The organism is Sphingomonas sp. 3-13AW, from assembly GCF_049311085.1.
Classification (GTDB): domain Bacteria; phylum Pseudomonadota; class Alphaproteobacteria; order Sphingomonadales; family Sphingomonadaceae; genus Sphingomonas.
In genome coordinates this window covers 494,781-514,300 of the sequence record NZ_JASNVZ010000001.1, presented here as the reverse complement: position 1 = coordinate 514,300, position 19,520 = coordinate 494,781, and the positions used below count along the sequence as shown (strand labels likewise).

At 59.8% G+C, this 19,520-nt stretch carries 15 protein-coding genes and 1 CRISPR repeat array; of the genes, 1 reads left to right on the top strand and 14 read right to left on the bottom strand.

The features are described 5' to 3' along the window. Positions 1–278 precede the first annotated feature (278 nt). Positions 279–1,157, top strand: coding sequence for a recombinase family protein (locus tag QP045_RS02855; RefSeq protein WP_422513443.1), 879 nt, complete (start codon positions 279–281; stop codon positions 1,155–1,157). Between the two features lie 68 nt (positions 1,158–1,225). Next, positions 1,226–1,722: direct repeats of the CRISPR family, unit length 36 nt; unit sequence GCCGTGGTTTCCCTACCGATTTGCCCATGGTAGGAC. Between the two features lie 57 nt (positions 1,723–1,779). On the opposite strand, the gene cas2 is transcribed toward QP045_RS02855, so the two are convergent. The 14 genes from cas2 to QP045_RS02785 all read right to left on the bottom strand — a co-directional run bounded on the left by cas2 (position 1,780) and on the right by QP045_RS02785 (position 19,452). Next, complete coding sequence (gene cas2 / locus QP045_RS02850; RefSeq protein WP_422513442.1) at positions 1,780–2,121, bottom strand: CRISPR-associated endonuclease Cas2; 342 nt, start codon at positions 2,119–2,121, stop codon at positions 1,780–1,782. Further along, positions 2,122–3,015 carry a type II CRISPR-associated endonuclease Cas1 gene (cas1, locus tag QP045_RS02845; RefSeq protein ID WP_422513441.1) on the bottom strand — a complete coding sequence of 298 codons (894 nt, stop codon included), beginning with the start codon at positions 3,013–3,015 and terminating at the stop codon, positions 2,122–2,124. It abuts the gene before it with no gap. Further along, the gene (gene cas9 / locus QP045_RS02840; RefSeq protein ID WP_422513440.1) at positions 2,973–6,113 is read right to left on the bottom strand and encodes a type II CRISPR RNA-guided endonuclease Cas9; all 3,141 of its coding nucleotides are present in this window, start codon (positions 6,111–6,113) and stop codon (positions 2,973–2,975) included. The genes cas1 and cas9 overlap by 43 nt, the downstream gene beginning before the upstream one ends. 669 nt (positions 6,114–6,782) lie before the next feature. Next, a complete protein-coding gene (gene virB11 / locus QP045_RS02835; RefSeq protein ID WP_422513439.1) occupies positions 6,783–7,766 on the bottom strand; it encodes a P-type DNA transfer ATPase VirB11 in 984 nt (327 codons plus the stop codon). Then, complete coding sequence (locus QP045_RS02830; RefSeq protein ID WP_422513438.1) at positions 7,767–8,333, bottom strand: TrbI/VirB10 family protein; 567 nt, start codon at positions 8,331–8,333, stop codon at positions 7,767–7,769. It abuts the gene before it with no gap. A 548-nt stretch (positions 8,334–8,881) separates the two neighbouring features. Next, positions 8,882–9,571: a TrbG/VirB9 family P-type conjugative transfer protein gene (locus tag QP045_RS02825; protein ID WP_422513437.1), complete on the bottom strand. Its 690-nt coding sequence runs from the start codon at positions 9,569–9,571 to the stop codon at positions 8,882–8,884. After that, entirely contained in the window at positions 9,571–10,497 is a 927-nt protein-coding gene (locus QP045_RS02820) for a virB8 family protein (protein ID WP_422513436.1), read from the bottom strand. Before QP045_RS02820 ends, QP045_RS02825 begins: the two co-directional genes overlap by 1 nt. Continuing rightward, positions 10,494–11,744, bottom strand: coding sequence for a type IV secretion system protein (locus QP045_RS02815; RefSeq protein WP_422513435.1), 1,251 nt, complete (start codon positions 11,742–11,744; stop codon positions 10,494–10,496). Before QP045_RS02815 ends, QP045_RS02820 begins: the two co-directional genes overlap by 4 nt. Continuing rightward, positions 11,741–14,104, bottom strand: a complete 2,364-nt coding sequence (locus QP045_RS02810) for a VirB4 family type IV secretion/conjugal transfer ATPase (protein ID WP_422513434.1) — start codon at positions 14,102–14,104, stop codon at positions 11,741–11,743. The genes QP045_RS02815 and QP045_RS02810 overlap by 4 nt, the downstream gene beginning before the upstream one ends. Before the next feature lie 2 nt (positions 14,105–14,106). Continuing rightward, complete coding sequence (locus tag QP045_RS02805; protein WP_422513521.1) at positions 14,107–14,340, bottom strand: type IV secretion system protein VirB3; 234 nt, start codon at positions 14,338–14,340, stop codon at positions 14,107–14,109. 52 nt (positions 14,341–14,392) lie between these two features. Further along, entirely contained in the window at positions 14,393–14,704 is a 312-nt protein-coding gene (locus QP045_RS02800; protein WP_422513433.1) for a TrbC/VirB2 family protein, read from the bottom strand. A gap of 93 nt (positions 14,705–14,797) precedes the next feature. Beyond that, positions 14,798–15,172 carry a TrbC/VirB2 family protein gene (locus tag QP045_RS02795; protein WP_422513432.1) on the bottom strand — a complete coding sequence of 125 codons (375 nt, stop codon included), beginning with the start codon at positions 15,170–15,172 and terminating at the stop codon, positions 14,798–14,800. A gap of 34 nt (positions 15,173–15,206) precedes the next feature. Beyond that, positions 15,207–15,572, bottom strand: a complete 366-nt coding sequence (locus tag QP045_RS02790) for a hypothetical protein (protein WP_422513431.1) — start codon at positions 15,570–15,572, stop codon at positions 15,207–15,209. Between the two features lie 10 nt (positions 15,573–15,582). After that, positions 15,583–19,452 (bottom strand): RHS repeat-associated core domain-containing protein, encoded by a 3,870-nt coding sequence (locus QP045_RS02785; RefSeq protein ID WP_422513430.1) that lies wholly within the window; start codon positions 19,450–19,452, stop codon positions 15,583–15,585. Positions 19,453–19,520 lie beyond the last annotated feature (68 nt).

The window sequence follows — 19,520 nt, the reverse complement described above, 5'->3', positions numbered from 1 at the left end:
TCCGCCACCACAACCGGACAGAAACGGCGCACGTTCGGTCCGCGTTCCGGCCTCGTCCTTTTCAGGTATCCTCCTTTGGCTCTCTGGCGTCAATTCGACGGCTGCCGAGAAGCGCCGGCAGGCAGGGCTCCGGCGCTCTATCCGCAGATTTCCGGGAGGTGCGGCCGGGGCGCCGGTCGCGGCAACTTGGTCTAGACACGCAACCAAAACGTCCGTTAGGGTAAGGCCTATGGATGTGACGTTATGCCATCGCCGCTGAAGATCGGTCGCGCCTAGCCATGCGCGTCGGCTACGCCCGCGTCTCGACCGACGATCAGGACACAACCTCGCAGCGCCAAGCGCTGACAGCGGCCGGCTGCGAGATCGTCTATCAGGATATCGCCTCTGGCGGCGACCGCGCTCGCCCAGAGCTCGCGCGTTGCCTAGAACGGCTGAAGCGCGGCGACACACTCGTAGTTGCGCGCCTAGACCGCATCGCTCGATCCCTGATGCACCTGCTTTCCATCGTCGAAGACCTCGAGGGCAGGGGGGTCGCGTTCAGATCGCTTGCGGACCCATTCGACACCGGAAGCGCTCAAGGCCGCCTCATGATGCAGATCCTGGGGGCGTTCGCTGAGTTCGAGCGCCATCTGATCCGGGAGCGCACCAAGGCCGGTCTCGCGATTGCGAAGTCGAAGGGCAAGGTCGCCGGCAACCCGAGGATGCGCGCCAACGACCCAACTGCCATAGCGAGCATGCGTGCCAGCCAGGCTGACACCTACCTACAGCGTTCCCGCGAAGCATCAGTCGAATGGATCGACCTCGTTCGACGCATGCGGCCGCATGCGCCTTGGAACCGGGTCGCAGCGACAGTCTTTGCTCGCTCGGAAGCGAAGCATGGCCGGGGGAAGGGGAGGGGCATCGCTGTCGAGACCCTGAAGGCCCATGTGAAGCGCCTGGTCAAAGCCGGCGATCTCCCGCCGCAGGTGCTCGATCGCGCGCCCATGCCCGGCGCCGCTGATGCCGATGCCGCGCGCATTGCTCTTCGCGAAATCCGGATCGCAAACCCGGAGGCAAGCCTTCGGCGCCTGGCACTGCTTCTAACCGAGGCCGGGCACCTCCCGCCGCGCGCGGCGGCTTGGTCCGCCGGGACGATCAAGGCCAGGCTTGATCGATGAGATATCATCGCTTCCGCGCGCTTTTGCCGGTGGCAGGACATCGCAACCGCCGGAAAGCTCCCCGGTCCGCCGTGGTTTCCCTTCCGACTTGCCCATGGTAGGACGCTTTCAACCTCAACAAGCTCCGCCACGAGCCGTGGTTTCCCTACCGGTTTGCCCATGGTAGGACATAGCGGCGCGGTCGATGGCCTCCGTCTCGGCCGTGGTTTCCCTACCGATTTGCCCATGGTAGGACCCGCCGCCGACAACTATGAAATCTGCTCGTGCCGTGGTTTCCCTACCGATTTGCCCATGGTAGGACGCCGATGGTCCCCCGACATGCACGCCTACAGCCGTGGTTTCCCTACCGATTTGCCCATGGTAGGACATCCCGCACGTGGCAAGACGGCCCTGCGGTGCCGTGGTTTCCCTACCGATTTGCCCATGGTAGGACCTGCGACGAAAACGCACCCGAGTATGATGCGCCGTGGTTTCCCTACCGATTTGCCCATGGTAGGACTACATGAGGGCCGTGAGGCTGATGGCACTTGCCGTGGTTTCCCTACCGATTTGCCCATGGTAGGACTGCTTCGGTCTAAGTCGTTCAAACTGCTGTGATTTCGTCGCTTGAAGGACGCCGAAATCACAGCAGAACCATCTGTGCAGCCCCAGCTTGTTCCGTTTTCGGCGCCGCTCCTAACATCAACTCCATCCTACCATATTGCTTGTCCGTCACTTGAAGCGTTCTGACACTCCCCTCCTGGGGTAAAACGGCCCGGACGCGACCGATATGTTTGTCTACAGCATCTTGTCCTCGGCATACCCGTACGTAGACCGATAGTTGAAGCATAATGTAGCCGTCCTTTTTGAGAAACTGCCGAAACCGACTGGCTCTTCCGCGCTGTGGTTTAGTCCTCACCGGCAAGTCGAAGAACACCATCAGCCACATGAAGCGTACCTCTTCGGATTTTACGTTCAGCTGCATCTAGTCGGCGAGTAGCGTCGGAATATTGAGCCGTGTGGGGTCGCCGCTGCTGATCGTTCGGACCAAACTTGCGGCAACCGCTTCAGTTGCCGCAAGCACGCTCATCCGATCATCGACGAGCGCAACACTCTCGCTCAGGATACTGGCCATGAAACGACGATCTTCAATATTGAGGTCGTTGCCTTCCAGTGCAGTTGCGCGGGCTCGCGCCAATCGATCGACCAAGGGCCGAAACGGTTCTAACAAGTCATCAACCAGGTTGAACGGGTTCGTTCGTGAACAGTGATGAACCCCGAACGCGGGAAGCAGCCCAGAAGCCGCGCAAGCTCGAGCGAGAGCCGCACGCACGATCGCATAACCGTAATTTAGCAAGCCGTTTCGCCGATCGCCTTCGTGCCTCCTGAAATCCGTGAATAGTCGTTGCCAGTAGAATCTCGCCCCCTGCGCTTCCCGATTGTCCATGTCTCCGGAGCGCACCCTGCTCGACATGGCCAAGAGAACGCTGGCGCCATCACTCCCAATGCCGCTCAGGACCGCCGCTTGGTTTTCCAGCTTTGCCCTCACAAGCCTCTGCCAAAGCCTCTTTTTCAACGGAAGGCTCATGGATACTTGCAAATGCGCGATCGCAGCTTGCGCGTGATGTTGATGAAACGGAAGCAACAGGCCGGCCGGATGATGCTTCGCATCCGGCACAACGATAACGACTCCGCTTTCGGCAAGAATGCTCAGCAGCGAGCCGCTCACCAGTACTTGCGGCGTGTCGAGGATGATCCAAGCGACATCCTCGACCGGGAAACCCAAAGTTTCACCCGTCTCATCTATGTCTACACAGATCTGGCGGTAACGCTGAGTTAAGCGACAGGGCCTTGAGATGTGCAAACCGCGCCATGCCATGTGCGTGCCTCAGTCTTCACCTCGGAGCGATTCCCGAAGCGATCCACATTATACTTCTTCATCGTTAACAGTGTCTTGGCCCCTATGCTGCGGAATACATCCTTAGGGTCGTTATGCGCGAACAGGCTAATTGCCCCGGTTGAGCGATCTAGCCCTCCGAAGTAGCCTTCAATAATCTCACCCGACGGCTTCACGATCTCAACGAAATTCCGCGGGTAAAGGCTGAAGCGGAACGCGAACGTGGCATCGACCAGAGCCCATTCCTCCTCGCTCTTGCTACCCACGACCGCTCTAAGCGGCGGCGTCGGCCACTCCCGCTTGTTCATCGCCTGGTGGGGATAGATCGGCACCAGGTAGAATTCCTCTTTACCCCGGGCGTTCGGCCTGGTGAACACATCAACCCTCACCATCTCTCCGCGATCGGCAGTCCCACCCCGCACCTGAATGGCCGGCTTCGCTTTTGCGCGGACACGGACCTTACGGATCTCGTCGCCGGCTGGGGACCGAGGCAGCCTGTCGAGTGGTCGCCCCTCTTCAATCCACTTGCGGAGTGCTTCAATCAGGCCCTGGTTGCGCTCTGGATCTTTGATATCGGCCAGCCGCTTCTCCGGGAGATCAGCGATCGCCTTGCGCTCGTACGCAACGCGCACGCCGTCCCGTTCCTTAACCTGCTTGATCGTCGCGGCATGGCCTTCGCCGCGTGCGCGTCTACGTTCAGCTCGAGCCACGAACACATCGTTGTAAACCGCCTCCACTTCCCGACGGAAGCTCGCCGCATTGCCCCACGGCGGAGCGACCTGGCGCAAGGGGCGGGCGAGGCCGGCTTGCTCCCATTCCTGGAACGACCGGGTAAGCCGCTGCACCTCCCATTCGCTGACAGCGGCGACGACGATCGCATCGAGTGCATGATGGCGCGCGTCATCGACCCGCTTGCCGTCGACCTTCTTCAAGGATTCCACGCCCCAGGCATGGCGAAGAACTGCTGTAAGCGCGCCAGGGCGAGTGAATACACGACGTACCCCGCCCTTATCCTGCCGCTCGCCCACCGGGTAGAACAGCTTCACAGCTTCGGCGAGCAGCCGGCAGGCGTATCGGGTGTCATTCAGGTTGCGGGACCGGAAGCGCTCCTGTGCCTCCAGCGCGTTCTTCAGTGTGTAGTTCCGCTTCTTCGCCCCACGAAAGGCGCGGTTGCCTTCGATCCGGGCCACGAATGTATTCCAAGCCTCCACGCCGTGCGAGGCCATGATCCACTCGAAGGGGGTGCGTCCTTTCTTCTCCTGGTTCGCCTTAGCGACGCAGAGAACCTTATTCGCGAAGCTGTCATCGCCAAACCGCGACCATGGAAGAATGTGATCCACCTGGTAGCTGTTGTCTGTCGCAATGATAGCCGACGGTGGGATCGCCCTGTCGGTGTATGGGCACCGTCCTGCCTGTTCTTTCCACAAGCGGTATCGCAACAAGGTGTCACCGTTGACGTCCTCGATGTTCAGGAGCTGGCGTACTTCCTCGCGCTGGCGCTCCCGCTCGGCGGTGTTCTTGTCGATCCCTCGCTTGATCTCGTTGCGCTTCTCGAGGCTGTTGCCGACGTCACGGCCCATCTCAATGTGCACAGCCTCAGGTAAGCCCCAACGATTACGCATCGCCCAGACCTGTTTCAGGCCTTCCGTGAGCGACTTGCGAGCAACCGGGTTGGCAATCTCCTTGCCCATATCCTCAACGAGCCGGTTGAACGCCTTCTTGTCGGCAACCTGCTCTCGCCGGGACCAGCGAGAGGCTGAGTGATTGAAGCCGACACGCTCGCAAGCTTGGTCGTAGCGGAGGCCTGCCTGCAAATGAGGGATGAGCGCGCGCGCCGCCTTTGCAGAGATGTGGCCAGCCGCCTTGAAGCGGGAGAATGATCCGAGGACACTCAGAAGGCGGTCGACCGCACCAGCCGGCAGGTCGAGTTTGCCCAGCCCGGCCTCAATCGTCTCCGCCGTCTCGTGGAAGCTTATTACATGAGCGATCTGGTCAAGCTGCTCGGGCCTTTCCTGCAGCTGCGACCACAAGTCGGGGCCCAGTGCATCGCGCAATTTCTTCGTACCGTGCATCGCCTCGCCGGTGCGAGCGGTGATATCGTGCGCCTCGTCTTCCCGCTTTATCGCCGAGAAGCGAGCATCTTCTGGAAGCCCGATGCGCTTTCGCACCGCCTTTGCCGTGATCTTCGCTGTGCTCCCCAGATCGGACGCTACCAGCCCGATTTCCTCCGGCGTGAGGGGGCGCTCGCCCTCGGGCGTAACGATGCGCAGGTTGACCAACTTGCTCAGGAGCCGGAATTTCTCGAACGATGGCGAGAACCGGGCAGCCCTCTTTTCCTTCGGTTCGAACTGGCACATGCCCACCAGCTTCTCACTGTCCTGCATCTCCCTTTGGCGGAACGCGATCTCGCTGAACGCCTCCTCTAATTCGGGAGTGGCGGCCGCACTGCCCAGGCGGCGCTGCGCCCGGAACAGCTCACGGACCTCATGCTTCAGATCGTCCCGGCTCTGGGTCCGGTCGTAAACCCCGTCGCGATTGCGCTTACGCGAGGAGAAGTCCGGCTCGCGGTCGTACATCTCTCCAACCGTACGGTAGCGCCCCAGCCGCTCACGCGTCGCTTCGAGAGCCTTGAGCATCTTCTGGTCATCGCCGGCGGTATTGGCTTCCTTGCCCTTCTTCGCCGACCGGAAGCCTCGTCGCTTTGCGATATGGCCCAGTGCAACTGCCAGCTCCGCAGGAGAGAGCTCGTTATCCAAGCCGCGAGATCGTAGGTGCCAGGGGTCCAACCCGGCACCCTTGAGTGCATCGGGAGCCTGAGACTGCAACAACCCGCTGTCATGGAACAGCCGGCGGATCTCGGACATGCGCTGAGCGCGCCGGCGGATCACCCGGCGAAGAAGGCGATTGCCTCGCCGCAGCTGGTTCGTAGGCGTCCGTTCCTTGGAAGTCTCGGGCACGTCGAACATCCATGAGCCAGCGGCAACAATCTCGCCGTTAGCGACCTCCGATGTCGGATGCCGCAACACGGCCCATCCACAAGATGCTATTCCGAGATCGATACCAAAAACGAGGCCGCTCATTTTTATCCCCTTCTGCCTCTAGATAAGTCTTGACCACGGCAGATCAAACGCCCAACTATGTGCTTGGCAAATCGGTAGGGAAGCCACGGTAACAGAGCTTCACTGTGAAGGATCATCCCGCAAGGGAAATTCCTTATTGAAGCACTGATACAGAGGTTTCTCTGTTCTCTAGACCCTCACCGGGACACTGGTGGGGGTCTTTTGACTCGTCGGGAATAACCTGGACTTCGGCCGAACGGGTCGACCTCGTTCGACGAATGCGGCCGCATGCGCCTTGGAACCGAGTGGCCGCGACAATCTTCGCGCGATCCGAAGCGAAGCATGGCCGAGGGAAGGGGAGGGGCATCGCTGTCGAGACCCTAAAGGCCCATGTGAAGCGCTTGGTCAAAGCCGGAGACCTGCCTGCGCACGTGCTTGATCGCGCGCCCATGCCGGGCGCTGCTGACGCTGATGCCGCGCGGATTGCTCTTCGCGAAATCCGGATCGCCAATCCAGATGCGAGCCTTCGGCGCCTGGCCCTTCTTCTCACCGAGGCAGGCCACCTCCCCCCGCGCGCGTCCGCCTGGTCCGCGGGCACCATCAAGGCGATGCTCGATCGCACGGACTTAACCGCCCATCAACGGGCCGCACTGTCTTTCAGGCAGGGGTAACTACTGACCGCAGCGGGTCTCAAGCTTTCGGCTGCCGCAGCCACGCAACTTGAGCGATCCGACGCGCGCCGTTCCGACGGTCAAGCTGAACCACGACATCCACCACTCGATCTATATACGAAAGCAGGTCGTCACGTCGGAGCCGTGAGCCCGACTGAAGTGCGAGCAGTACAACCTGTTCGATAGCTCCTGATGGCGTGTCAGCATGTATGGTTGTCATGGATCCGGGATGGCCCGTGTTTATCGCGCGTAAGAACGTGAAAGCCTCAACCCCCCGCAGCTCACCTAAGATAATCCGGTCGGGGCGGAGCCGGAGGGATGCCACCAAGAGATCCTCCATTGTTACGTCCGCCTCTGCAAGATCGCCGCGGACTGCGATCAGGCCGACGGCATTCTCGTGGCGTAGTACAAGCTCAGGCGTGTCTTCGATCAATACCAGACGCTCGCGGGGGTCAACCTCTCGCAATAAAGCGTTGAGAAACGTTGTCTTCCCTGTGGATGTGCCGCCTGAGACGATGATGGTTCTGCGCGCCCGAACAGCGATCCTGAGGAATCCGCCCCAGTCACGCTCCTCATACAAGCGCGTGAGCTCGGCATGCACATCGTCGTTTGCTTCTCCTCCAACGGTATCGGAGAACGCACCACCGTTCTCATAATCAGAAAGAGCCAGGTCCGACGAGACATGCTTGCGGATCGCCATCACCACGCCGTTGCGTGCCGCTGGCGGCGCCACAATCTGAACCCTTGCCCCGTCCGGCAATCTCGCAGCCAGCAATGGATGCTGCCGACTGACCCCTTGATGAGAGATGGAAGCCACCTGACGCGCCAAACGCCAAAGTTGCTCTTCCGTAATAGCATCTACTATGTGACGCTCCAGCCCTCCCCGAAGCGTTTCGACCCAGAGCTCCCCGGATCTGTTTACGTATAGGTCCGTCACGTCAGGGCGTGTCAGCTGCTCAAGATAGGGCCCCAAGTAGACATCTAGGTAGGATGGCGAGCTCATTCAGTGTGCTGCCTTGCCCGCTGCGAGACCGGAAAAATCGAGATCGCGCGCGACGAATACGCTGAGAGCTGCACCCTGCTTCACAGTGATCTTCGGCGCATAGTCACTACCGACCAAGCCTTGGCCAATTGTAGTCACCGGAGCTGTGGGGACGCCAACGATTACAGATCCCGCCCGCGGCCTTGACGCGAGATTAACCCCCACCGACAAAGCTGACTGCAAAACTGCGCCCGCAAACTTCTGGAGGAAGAAGGTGTTCACTCGCCCCGGAACGCCGCTGCCACCCAAAGTATCTGCCGCCGGGGAGGCGAGACGAATGGTCACGCCGTCGGGGCGTATCACGCGCGTCCAGGTTACAAACACCCTGTTTTGACCCGACCTCACCTCGGACTGGTACTCGCCGACGAAGCGCGACCCCCGAGGGATCAATACCCGCCGGCCGTCAAAGCCAACCGTGTCCCGCGAAGCGATCGCTCGCACCAAGCCTGGCCTGGCCGTATCAATCGGAGTCTCGAGTGCGATCGGAATTTGGGTACCAATCGGCACGACGTCCGTCCGACTTGCCATGGCCGTCGCTTTCGCGGCCCCATCATCAAATCCCCCAGGGCCGCTTCGATCGGCGTTTCCACCGGCCGCCGAAGGCTGTGCGGGATCACGAGCGGTCGTTGGCTCTGCTCCAAAATCATAGATTATTGCGCTTCCCGACGCTTTCTCCCGCGGCGCCTGAGCTTCGGGGCCGGGAAGCAATGGAATTATCGGTGCTCCTTGGCCCGCGATCGTCGGCGGCGGCAGGATTTGAATCGCTGTTGGCTTCTCCAGGCGCACGGTCGGCCTCGTCCAAGGGATGGGCGCAGTGACGGGCGCCGCTACTGCTGGCGGTCGGGCCACTTCGGGTATCAGCAGGGGAGGCGGGGGTACGAACCCCCCCATCCGACCAGCAGAAGGCGCCGCAGACACTTGCCGCTGGCGCTGACCGTTGAGAACAACGAACAGTATTATCGCCAGAACGATGCCTCCGAAACCTATGACGGCGCCAGAGAACCCGCCCCTGGGCAACCGAACGACCGGGCGCATCTCCTCTTTGATTGGATCACTTTGCTCCCGCGCTCGCCGGCTCATTGCTGGCTCTTCAATAGCGTTCGCGTTGCTAAGGCACGCGCCTTACCGAGGCGAAAGACATAGCGTTGAGCGACTCCCTCAATCCGGTAGTCGCCATCCACCATTCGCCCGTTTACAAGCGCTTCTTGCCCGCGCTCGTCGACCGCGAAAATCGCTGGCAGGGCGGTGTTCAGATCCCACGTGATGGTAGTTCGCTTCCCGTCATCGCTCATTAGGAGCGGGAAAAGTTCGCGGGCCCCTTTCAGACGGTAGTCAGCGTTACGACGCTGATGTTGCACCTCGTTTGTTGGACTGTCCGGGTATGAGAACCTGAGTACGAAAGTCCCGCTTCCTTCCCCAGCTTGGCTATTGATGACGAAGACGTATCGGCGTTGATCAGTCACAATGACCATGTTCGTCATCATCGCCCCGTCCATCGGCTTGACGATTACGCGGTTTCCCGAACGGCTCGGTGTGACATGCCAACCGGCATCATTCCCGACGACGATTGTCTCGACCCGCTCTTCAGTCGCGAGTTCAATCATCGCCGCATAGCCGGCTCCTATTCGGAGATCGAAAACCTGGGAACCATCGTAGACTAGGGTCTGGATCCGCGTATCGGCAATCCTGTCATGCGGCGGCGCAACGGGCATCAACGGCGAGGAAACCTGCGCGGCCGTGGCTATATACGCGAGCGTGGCGAGCATCACGGCTCCCGATACCCCAGGTTCTCTACAGCGAGGCTGCCGCTTGGCATCAACGGGGATCCCACGGGGACCTGCCGCATCGGAACTCGTCCTGCAGCCACGAACGGTCCGCCGACGCCGCCGGCCGTCTCTTGCGCCCCGTCTAAGTTCCCGGCATCCCTCGGGCTCATTGAGGCCGATATCCTCATCGGCTCGATCGCCGACGCTCTACGAGCGACCGCCGGCGTTTCCACCTTTGACAATGCCTGAGTGCTATCACTCGGCGGCGCCTCCGCATCCCGGCGATAGCTCGTCACTTGAAAGCCGAGTGGGTTCACCAATCGATCAGCGAACGCCATAGGCGCATCCGAATACTGGAAGCGGATAACTGATATCCAGGGGCGAGACCGTTCCACCTGGCCGCTGCCGTCCATTTGCTGGGTATCAAATCGGACAAGTCTCACGCCCGATTGCAAGCGAGAGACGCTTTTCACTCGAACCGAGACGACGGACCCCGCAGGTAAGGACTGTACGGGGCTCGCAGGGTTAGAAGCAGCCATCGTCGCTAGATAGGCGCTTCTCGCCCGGCCTGTGGACCACAGGGCAACCCGCCGGTAGTCGACTTGGAGAGTGGCGCGGTCAAAGCCTTCCCGCCCGATTACATATTGCGCCACATATGCATCGGTGAGCGCGGAATCGGCAGCCACTCGCTGAGGTGTGCTGGGATCCAGCGCCTGCACATAGCCAGTCTGTCGGTCGACCAACAAAGTTATCGGCTGGACGGTTTTCAGGGGCGTCAACAGCGCCAGCGCCACTGCCTCGAGCGCTGCGGCACCAACGGCGATCCCAGCGACCATCCACGCGATCTGAGTCGACCGAGACCGTTTGGCACGGACATCCTCTGCCCAGCTTCGCGCAGCTCGATAATAAGCTTCACGGTCGCTCATCCTGTTCCGTCCCGCCGCATAGCACTACGTGCCTTCCGCGCCTGCGATCGGCGCACCGTCGCCCCAAGCCCTGCTTGCAATGCCGGGGAGCCTTCGCCGCCCCCTCCGATCAAAGCCCCACTGTTACTGGCGCGCGCCGCAGTGCCCAGCCCGCCCACATCGCCCGTAATGTTTTCGCGTCGCACGGAAGCCGAGAGTGCACTCGCAACCCCACGAGCCCTCAACGGCGGATCTCCACCTCCAGCAACCACAGGGATAACCTGCTGGCCCGTGAATCCACCGGGTCCAAGCCGATCGGTTAATGCCGAGGCGGAACCTGCATCCTGCAACAACCGGACCTTCCTGTTAAACGAGAAGGCGATAGCTCCCGCCATCTTTGTCGCCGCCCAGATCGTGGCAAGCATCACAGTTGCAAACGTGACAACGATCGTAATGAGGGCCTGTGGGTCTATAATGGTCACGCCACGCTCCACAGATTGCAGATGGGCGAGTTCGCTTTCCACAAGCAACACGTGCAGCGAGGTGACGAGCGTCGCACCAAGCAGCGCCAGCGTAGTGCCGAGCAACGCCTTGGCCCACCCGATGAACAGTCCCGCTGTCGCATCGAAGAGGAGCGCCATGGCGGCAAGAGGACCTAATGCTAGGAGGAAACCTGACGCCAGGCGGATGCCAGCAGACAGCCCCAGGGTAGACACGACAAAAAGTGACGCGGTCTGCGGCGAACGTGACTGACTCAATATTCCTGGGATTGCGTCCGTAGCAGCTGCTCGCGCCTCAACTGCCTGCGGTCCTTGCTGGGCCGTCGCCGCTTCCGGTTGTGAGATTACCATCGCGGTCGAGCCCAAGCGGATAGTATCGTACGCTCGCTGGACCCGCTCGTCGAGGTTGCTGTCTGAGAGGCCGCTGGAAGGCAGTAACACTGCGGCAAGCTCCCCAGGGGCCTCTACACTGACGCGATAAACGACTACCTGAAACGCCGGCCAACTTGTGGCGAAAGTGAGCACCACGCCAAGGCGGACCGCCCAGCTGACGCCGTCACGGATCGTTGGCGTGGACCCCAAGAGAAATCGATACCCAACCAGGGCCACGAAGATCGTGACAAGCCCGGTGAGGACACTCGCCACGATCGGGCCCCCGGCCAACGCCTGATAGCCATTCTCGCCCAAGGCTTGCGCCTGACATGTGAGAAACTGCGAGATCCGTAGAGCCACGCCAGCATCCGCATTGGGAAGGGCACATTCGATCATGATGCGGCCGCGAGCAATCGAGGAAGCCACAGGGCAGGGTCGTCTCCCGTCTCTGCCCTGATGGCATCAAGCGCGCGCACCGTACTCTCACGTCCGGACAAGACCGTCAGCAAATCACGGTCTCCCGACAAATCAAGACGAGCGACGACGCTGTCTTGACCATGCTTGATAAGGAAGGCTCGGGCGTTGTCCGGTATCGTCCTCACCAAGTCGAACTCGTGACTCGTCAGTCCAAACCCGGTAATGTAATCACGGGCCTGTGCCTTTGAGTTTGGCATGAAGATCTGGGTGGCCGCCTGCTCGACGATCGCCGACGCTATCCGGCTGGAAAGAGCGTCCTCAGCGCTCTGTGTCGCGAAGCCTACAATCCCATTCCGCTTCCGGATCGTCTTTTCCCAATCGCGAATTCGGGACGTAAACACCTCGTCATCGAGAGCCTTCCAACCCTCATCGACCACGATGATGGACGGTGTCCCGTCAAGTCGTTCCTCCACCCGGTGAAACAGATACATCATAGCAGGCGTGCGCACTGTTGGATCGTCGAGTATTCGGGTCATATCAAACCCCACGACACGTTCCGCGAGATCTGTTCGATCCTCGGCGTTGTCGAACAACCACGCGCGATCGCCGTTTCCCCACCAGGGCGCCAGTCGCGCGGCAAGATCCCCGCTGCGCGGTCGGGCCTGGCCGCGCAGCAGGTGCGCAAAATGCGCCAGCCTTCGATACGGCACTGGCGCTGCCATATTCGCGTCAACAGCCTCGCCGATCCGCGCTATTTCTTCACTATCAAGTGGGGATGCGGGATCATCTACAAGACGACAGAGCCAATCTACAAGGAACCGCCGGTTGATTGGCGTATCGTCCAGCAATAACGGGTTCAGGCCAGAAGGTTCTCCGGGCCGCAAAACATCGTATCGACCGCCGATAGCGCGCAAGAACAGCTCCGCACCGCGATCCTTATCGAAAAACACAATGCGCGGGTCGTACTTTCGAGCCTGCGCGAGCAGGAAATTCAGCACTACTGTTTTGCCGGTGCCAGAGGGCCCTATAACGGTAAAGTTACCCAGGTCGCCGTGGTGGAAATTGAAGTGGTATGGCCCAGCCGCCGTCGTCTCTAGAACCGTCACGGCTGGCCCCCAGACGTTGCCTTCCGCACGCCCAATGGGAAAATTATGAAAACTCGCTAGGCTCGCGAAGTTCCGGCTAGCCACCAAGCCGCGACGAGGGATGTAACTGAAGTTTCCGGGGAACTGCGCCCAGAAGGCCGGCTCTAACGCCATTTCTTCGCGGACCACAACCGCGCCAAGATCCGTGAGCGTCGCGTGCACCTCCGCCACGCCGTCATCGACCTCAGCAATCGACTCAGCCCGGACCCCAATCGTCAGGTGGTGCTCGCCGAAGGCTGCTCTTCCGGCGGCGAGATTGTCGCGCGCAACGGCTAGTTCGGTTCGCAGGCTGACGGCTTCGTCATCGGCTGCCCTCATCCGCCGGAGCACCAGGTTGATCCGTCCGAGCGCCATCTGCCGATCAACGAACCCGAAGCTTTGCGTCACAACAAGCTCGATGGGCAAGCGTAGCAGTTCGTCGAGCATGCCGGGTACCGTCTGTCCCGGGTAATCCTTGACGGACAGGATCGCCTGGAAAGAGCGCGGCCTGTCGCCATACGGCCCGAGCTCAACCGCGTCGGCGCCGAAGCTAACGCGCCTCGCGGGCAGGTATGCCCCGACGTCTCCCTCGGGAAGCCCCACCGGGCGAAACTCCGCATTATAGAGGCCGGAGAGGTACTCAAGAACTTCGGAGCATGGGCCGCTCCTACCACTGTAGCTGCCGAGCAACCTCGCCCCGTAAACGCCGAGCGCCGCGAGTAAGCCTTCCCGCGCGGCATTGAGCTCCCTTAGTTCATTGCCATCTTCTGCGGCTATGCCGCCACTCCGCTTGTTTACCCATCTGGCCATACGATCAGCGACGCCAACGCGCCCTTGCAAAGGTCGACGTAGGAGACACAGGAACAGGTCGTTCCGGAAGAGGCGCTTCGAAGCCAAGCGGCTACGCCACTTCGCATCCAGATCTGCGCTGAACGGATCCGGGAAGACTGACTCTAGTCGTGACTCGACGCGCCGACGGACGATGTGGTGATAAATCGCAAACCGAGACGATCCGATCGTTTGCAGCATCGCGTCGCGCAACGCCTTACGGTAATTGATTTCAACCGTGTCCGCCGTCTCAAATAGCAGGCCGTCGAGCATCAAGACCTGCATTAGGCGCCCGTCACGCAGCATCACCGTGTTATCGTCTATCTGGGCCAGATATGGGAGATGCGCGCCGGCAGGCTTCTCCCGTGCCCATGTCGCGGCTGTCATTTTCACGGCTGGTAGACGTTGCAGTGCCACAGCCTGTGGTTTGGCACTCGCGGACACCGACGCACTCTGACCAGCCAGACTTCGAAGATCCGCGGATCACGAAGGCAGGCGACCACCCCAATGGCGTGAACCGCCACTGCTACGAACAAGACCATCGCCGATCTAAACACCAGAAAGAGCTCTGTTGTTAGGATCGCGTTGCTAATCGCGAAGCCATACGTCACCCCCAACAGCATCTGGGGGCGGGTCAATCCCACGAATAGGACATCGCGATCGAGGTTCTCCACATCAGTAGCCAATGCTCGAGGCCGCCTGGATTCCACCTACGATGCTCGCTGCACCGAAGAGAACGAAACAGCCGAGAATGACCGTTGCGCCATACCTCCAATTGATGCGGCCAGACAGCATCAGCATTCCAACCGAAGCAACGGCAATAACGGCGATGACCGTCGCGACTGTCCCGAGCAGCGTACCCTGGATCCAGTGAACCGCGCCCACGATAGGGCCCGATCCTGCAGGATCGGAAAAGCTATCTTGCGCAATCGCCGAACCAGAAGAGCTAAGGCTAACGACCATGGCGACTAGATGGGCCTTTTTCATGTCAGCGTCCTTGCGTATGAACTGAGGGCGTCCATTGAATCCTCAATGCCTTCAAGACATTCCCAGAATCGAAGGGGCGTCGCCGGCATTGTCCTAATCACGGAACACACTTCCGCGTTCGCCACCGGGCCACTGCGGCACGGAAGCTCCGGCGTAGGGATCGAACGGCACAGGCTCTGGCGCAGACGCGATGTACGCTGGGCTTGGAAGGCTGTCATACACAGGCGTCGACTGGTCGGTCTTACCAGCACCCAGAATGCCTTCAGCTAGGGGCCGTGCTGAGAAAACTATCGCGCATCCTAGGATCACCGCACCTCCTTTGCGGATCGGTAAGCGCCCCTGCATAAGAGCAAAGCCGACTCCCGCGACAGCTAGCATGGAGATAGCTGTTGCGAGAGTACCGGTTAGCAGTTGAGCCACCCAGGATACGGATGAACCGAGGACATTGAGACTCGCGGTATTCTGCACGGTCAAAACCCCATGAGAGCCATAAAACTATCGGCTAACCCAAGTTGCTGAAACAGCCCTGCGTCAACTTGCCCGTTCGGATGTTATAGTGTCCACGGATGAACTTGAAGTCTGTATCGTCGAGCTGGGGCACAACAAGTTTCGTGATGAAGATACCCGCCGACCTCGAACCTAGATCCGCCTCACTAACTCTGAAAACAACAATGTTTCTGTCGATATGTGTTTTGCGTGCTTCGTACCACCCGTGGAAATAATATTCCTGTCTCAGAGTTGCGTTCGATTTGAAGCACCCTGCATAGTCGAGATGATCGTGGATCTTGGATGCGATAGTCAAGGACGGATAGTCTTGGGCGGGAGCAATAGGGGCACCCTGCAGCAAAACCATAAGTGCATAAATCATCTGTCCGCTCCTAGTTGCTCAGGCGTTTGGCGGGCCCCCCATTTCCGTAAATCAACTGGCCACCGATCCCGTTCGCGTACGGAATTCCGATGATCATGAACGTATTATAGTACGGGGTAACCGCAGTCGCGATATCGCCCGAACTCGGGAATGGCGTCCCTCCCGGATGGGTGTGGAAAGTCGCGACAGCGAAACCACCATGCTTATCCGATGTCTCATAGCTCCAAAAGAGTTCGTCAAGTTTGGCCTTTATCCCTTGGACATACTTGCCTGGAAAATAGTGATTCGCGTTCTTTTTGTAGATGAAGAACCCGTACTCGATGCCGTGGTGATACGTGTCCCTCAATGCATTTTCCATAGCACGGCGCACCGCTGATTCCTTTAGGAGGCCGTTGAGGTCAGCCAGCTGGCTAAGAGTGAGTGGCGCCCATTCGTGCTGACGCCCCCCCTCTCTGACCGATTTGTCGATGCTCTTCATAGTATCGATGACATACTGCATTTCGCGGATCTGATCGGCTCCATAAATGTTTCGATTGGACTCGTACTGAGACAGGAGGCCGAGCGAGAACGACGCCAAAAAGGAGCTGTCGAAGCTTGGCCCAGCGCGGTAGTATTCCCAGCGTTTCGCCTCTGCGTCTTGGCAGGCCCTGCTTTCCTCAGGAGTAGGTGCTCTATCACCGGGGCCGCACCGTCCAGTCGGGTCCGTCCCATTGATGGGGTCACTATCAACATAATTATACCAGTTCATGCCGTCGTCATATCCCGTTGGATCAGTCTGCATGAACCGCCCCAGCGTCGGCGAGTACAACCGGGCCTTGTAATCATATAGCCCCAGCTCAGGGACCCATTTCTGGCCGGTGTACTGGAATCTCCCCTGGTTATTCGGCCCCGGGATACCGTAGTCATCGTAGGTGTTGATGGCCATTGCGGCCCCGACTCCGTTCGTGATCGCGATGATTGACCCGCGCTCATCGGCGTGCAGCCAGCGCCGGTCACCTAGCCCCGAACCTTCGTACCATACGATTGGCTCGTCGATGCCGGGTGCGAATACATAGCGCCGCTGGACGGCGCCACCCGACTCCTCGGCGACGAGCGTCGTCCCAACGTAGTCGAAGTTGATTACCGACCCATCTGCCCGAATTATGTGATTGGTTAGGCCTATGGGGTTACGATAGAAAAGCTGAACCCCGGTGCCAGAGTAGAGCTCGTTGCGGCTATTGTATGCGTATCCGCTCGTCCCCGACTGGTTTAGGTTCCCGCCGGCATCATAGCCCAGGCTCGTCGGCCCAGCCGCAGTAAGCTGGTTCAACCCATTCTCAGTATACGGCCGATCGAGGTTATAATGGCCAGTGTACGAGTACGCGTCGTTCGAGGAGGTCCGGGATTTGATTTGGCGGGCTGGGTTATAGGCGAGGGACACCGACAGATCCTGAGCGGTCCCGGCCAGATCGTGGTTAAATGAAGCGATACTCGATGCGCCGTCATACGTATATGTCGTCGATGTACCGTTGCCGCGTGAGATAAGCGTCCGCCGCCCCAGGTTGTCGTATTCATAACTCGCAAGAGTGGAGTTTCCATTCTGGCTGATCAGCTTTGGAGCCCCAGTCCGGTCATATTCGTAGGTAACGAAGAACTGGTCTGGCCAGGTCTGGCGCGACATATTCCCGGAAGCGTCATACTGGAACGTGTAGCCAGCAGGGAATACATTGCTCCACTGTCTCGTTACACGACTGAGTGCATCGTACTCCGCCGCGCTGAACCAACCGTTCTGGTCTCCGGCTCGGGTCAGATTGCCTAGGTTGTCATAGCTATACGACGCGTCGACTTCCGCAACATTCGTGTTCGGGTTGTCGTCATAAATCTTCCGATTCATCGCGTCATAGGTGTATAGAAGAGTTGTTCCGGCGCGCGTCCTTCTGCTATTCAGATTTCCGTTCAAGTCATATCCAACCTCTTCAAAGGTCCCGTCGACGTAGGTCGTACGCTTGAGCCTGTCGAAGCCATCATAGATGTAGCTGGTTTGATTGTTCTTTGCGTCGATCCGCGATGCGACTTTCCCGTTCTGGGTGTAAGAAACCTGTTCCTCTGACTGGTCTACTGTGCCCCAGGCCGCGAAGGAGTTCAGAATTCGCCCCGCCCCATCGTAAACGGTGCGCGAGATCCGGTCGGGGCCGTCTGCCCCTGTCGGACCGAGCGCGCACGCGTTGCTCTGAGCACCGTAGGCAACAGGATTCATGCGCGTCGCAATGCACTCCAGATATCCTGCCGCATCGTAGGAAAACTGTGTGAATGAATAGCTCGTCCCCCCGGCTATCAGCACTGTCGATACGGGACGATCCGCAGCGTCGTAGGCAGTGTTCAACACCTCGAGGGCTGTGAAACCGCTCCCGTCCGGGTTCGCGACTCCCTTTGTGACTACGGCAGCGCGGCCCCGGGCATCATAATCCGTTTTCACCGCCCGGTTTCGCAGGCTTCCCGCATCATCTGGATCCGGGCCTACCGCGAGAATTGGCCGACGCAGCGCGTCATAGAAGGTTCGGCTGACATCTACAGCTCCAGGCGCCGAACCATCGCTTGACACAAAATTTCCGATAGCATCATAGCCAGCAGAGACCGTCCTGGCCAAAGAGCCGTCACCCGCCGAAATCGTCTGCGATGTAGGCAAAAGATTAGACCCGTAGGCTACCGAGGTCCGAACTTCATCCGTGCCTCCTATACAGGCTCCTGGCGCGGCCGTGCGGCAGGCGGATGTGCTGGTCACGCTCCAGATCCCGCTGCCGCTTGGAGAGCCCGTGACCCCTAGTTGCGTGTACCCGTAGCGCAATTGCGCGCGAATACCGTTGGCCCCAGCGGGTTCAGTAACGGCAGTCAAGCCGCCGTGAGTCGGATCATACGCGTAATTGGTTACATTCAACTTCGCGTCCGTCAGGCTCTCCGGGCTATTGCACGTCACGATGTTCGTGCAGGCGGCAGGGTAGGCGAGCGTGATCGTGGACGCGGTCAGGCCGGAGTTCGCCTTTGGCGTTGAAGTTGTCGTTGTCCGATTGCCGCGTGCATCGTACCCATACGTAACGAAATCGCCTTCCGGCGAGGTGATTTTGAAGATGCGGCGACCTGCATCGTACTCATACCGCGTCGTCCTACCCGTCTCGTCGGTCTCGGCAAGCAACAGGCCTGTCGAGATCTGGAAGGCTGCCGTGCGGGGAGGGCGGCCAGCCCTGGTAATCGTGACGGTCCGGCGATCCGACGCTGGTACGTCAAGGTAGCTATAGGTGGTTTGAATTCCATCATTCGTGACGGAAGACACCCGGCCCGACGAGTAAGCCACGGTGATATCGTCGCTCGTTCGCCCGGGACTGCGAATGCCGGTGATACCGCCGGTGCCCAGCGTCAGCTGGAGGGTGCGACCAGCTGCATCGGTGAAAAATGGCGTAGCCGTTCCTAGCTGCCCCATCGTTAGCCGTGGGAGCGTGCACCCAGTTCCGCACGCCACTTGCGTGTTTGACAGCGTAACCTGCGTAATGTGTTGCCATTGAGGAATAGTGGAAACCGTCGCGGAGTTCGTCTGATACGTTGGGGTGACCCGCCAACCGGTATTGCTTTCCATGTAGTTAAGCCGGCGGATCGTTGTGTACGCCGGCCCCGACGGTGTTGACGCCACCTGCACCTGAGCAGTGACGTAGTAGAAGCTCCGGACTTCTCCCGCTCTGCTGCGTATGGACGTGATGCCGAGTATGTCGTCGAAAGTATAGGTCGTCGCATCCGCCCGGGTGTAAGTGTAGGTCGTTCCACTTCGTGTTAGGGTTGACCCCTTCGCTTCAACCGGTGTGAATCCCGATCCTGCGACGTTGAATTCCTCTTTCGTGGTTCCGACGATCACCGTGCGGACGCTCCCGGATCCCACAACTTGACCGTTTAGGTCATCGCGGTAGCCACCTGCGCTGTTGA

Excerpts from the sequence above, each read along its gene's own strand:
- QP045_RS02815 (WP_422513435.1), bottom strand. The coding sequence starts at position 11,744 with ATGATCGAATGTGCCCTTCCCAATGCGGATGCTGGCGTGGCTCTACGG.
- cas2 (WP_422513442.1), bottom strand. The coding sequence starts at position 2,121 with ATGCAGCTGAACGTAAAATCCGAAGAGGTACGCTTCATGTGGCTGATG.
- cas9 (WP_422513440.1), bottom strand. The coding sequence starts at position 6,113 with ATGAGCGGCCTCGTTTTTGGTATCGATCTCGGAATAGCATCTTGTGGA.
- QP045_RS02820 (WP_422513436.1), bottom strand. The coding sequence starts at position 10,497 with ATGAGCGACCGTGAAGCTTATTATCGAGCTGCGCGAAGCTGGGCAGAG.
- QP045_RS02800 (WP_422513433.1), bottom strand. The coding sequence starts at position 14,704 with ATGAAAAAGGCCCATCTAGTCGCCATGGTCGTTAGCCTTAGCTCTTCT.
- QP045_RS02805 (WP_422513521.1), bottom strand. The coding sequence starts at position 14,340 with ATGCTGTTGGGGGTGACGTATGGCTTCGCGATTAGCAACGCGATCCTA.
- QP045_RS02825 (WP_422513437.1), bottom strand. The coding sequence starts at position 9,571 with ATGCTCGCCACGCTCGCGTATATAGCCACGGCCGCGCAGGTTTCCTCG.
- cas1 (WP_422513441.1), bottom strand. The coding sequence starts at position 3,015 with ATGGCATGGCGCGGTTTGCACATCTCAAGGCCCTGTCGCTTAACTCAG.
- QP045_RS02830 (WP_422513438.1), bottom strand. The coding sequence starts at position 8,333 with ATGGCAAGTCGGACGGACGTCGTGCCGATTGGTACCCAAATTCCGATC.
- virB11 (WP_422513439.1), bottom strand. The coding sequence starts at position 7,766 with ATGAGCTCGCCATCCTACCTAGATGTCTACTTGGGGCCCTATCTTGAG.
- QP045_RS02810 (WP_422513434.1), bottom strand. The coding sequence starts at position 14,104 with ATGACAGCCGCGACATGGGCACGGGAGAAGCCTGCCGGCGCGCATCTC.
- QP045_RS02790 (WP_422513431.1), bottom strand. The coding sequence starts at position 15,572 with ATGATTTATGCACTTATGGTTTTGCTGCAGGGTGCCCCTATTGCTCCC.
- QP045_RS02855 (WP_422513443.1), top strand. The coding sequence starts at position 279 with ATGCGCGTCGGCTACGCCCGCGTCTCGACCGACGATCAGGACACAACC.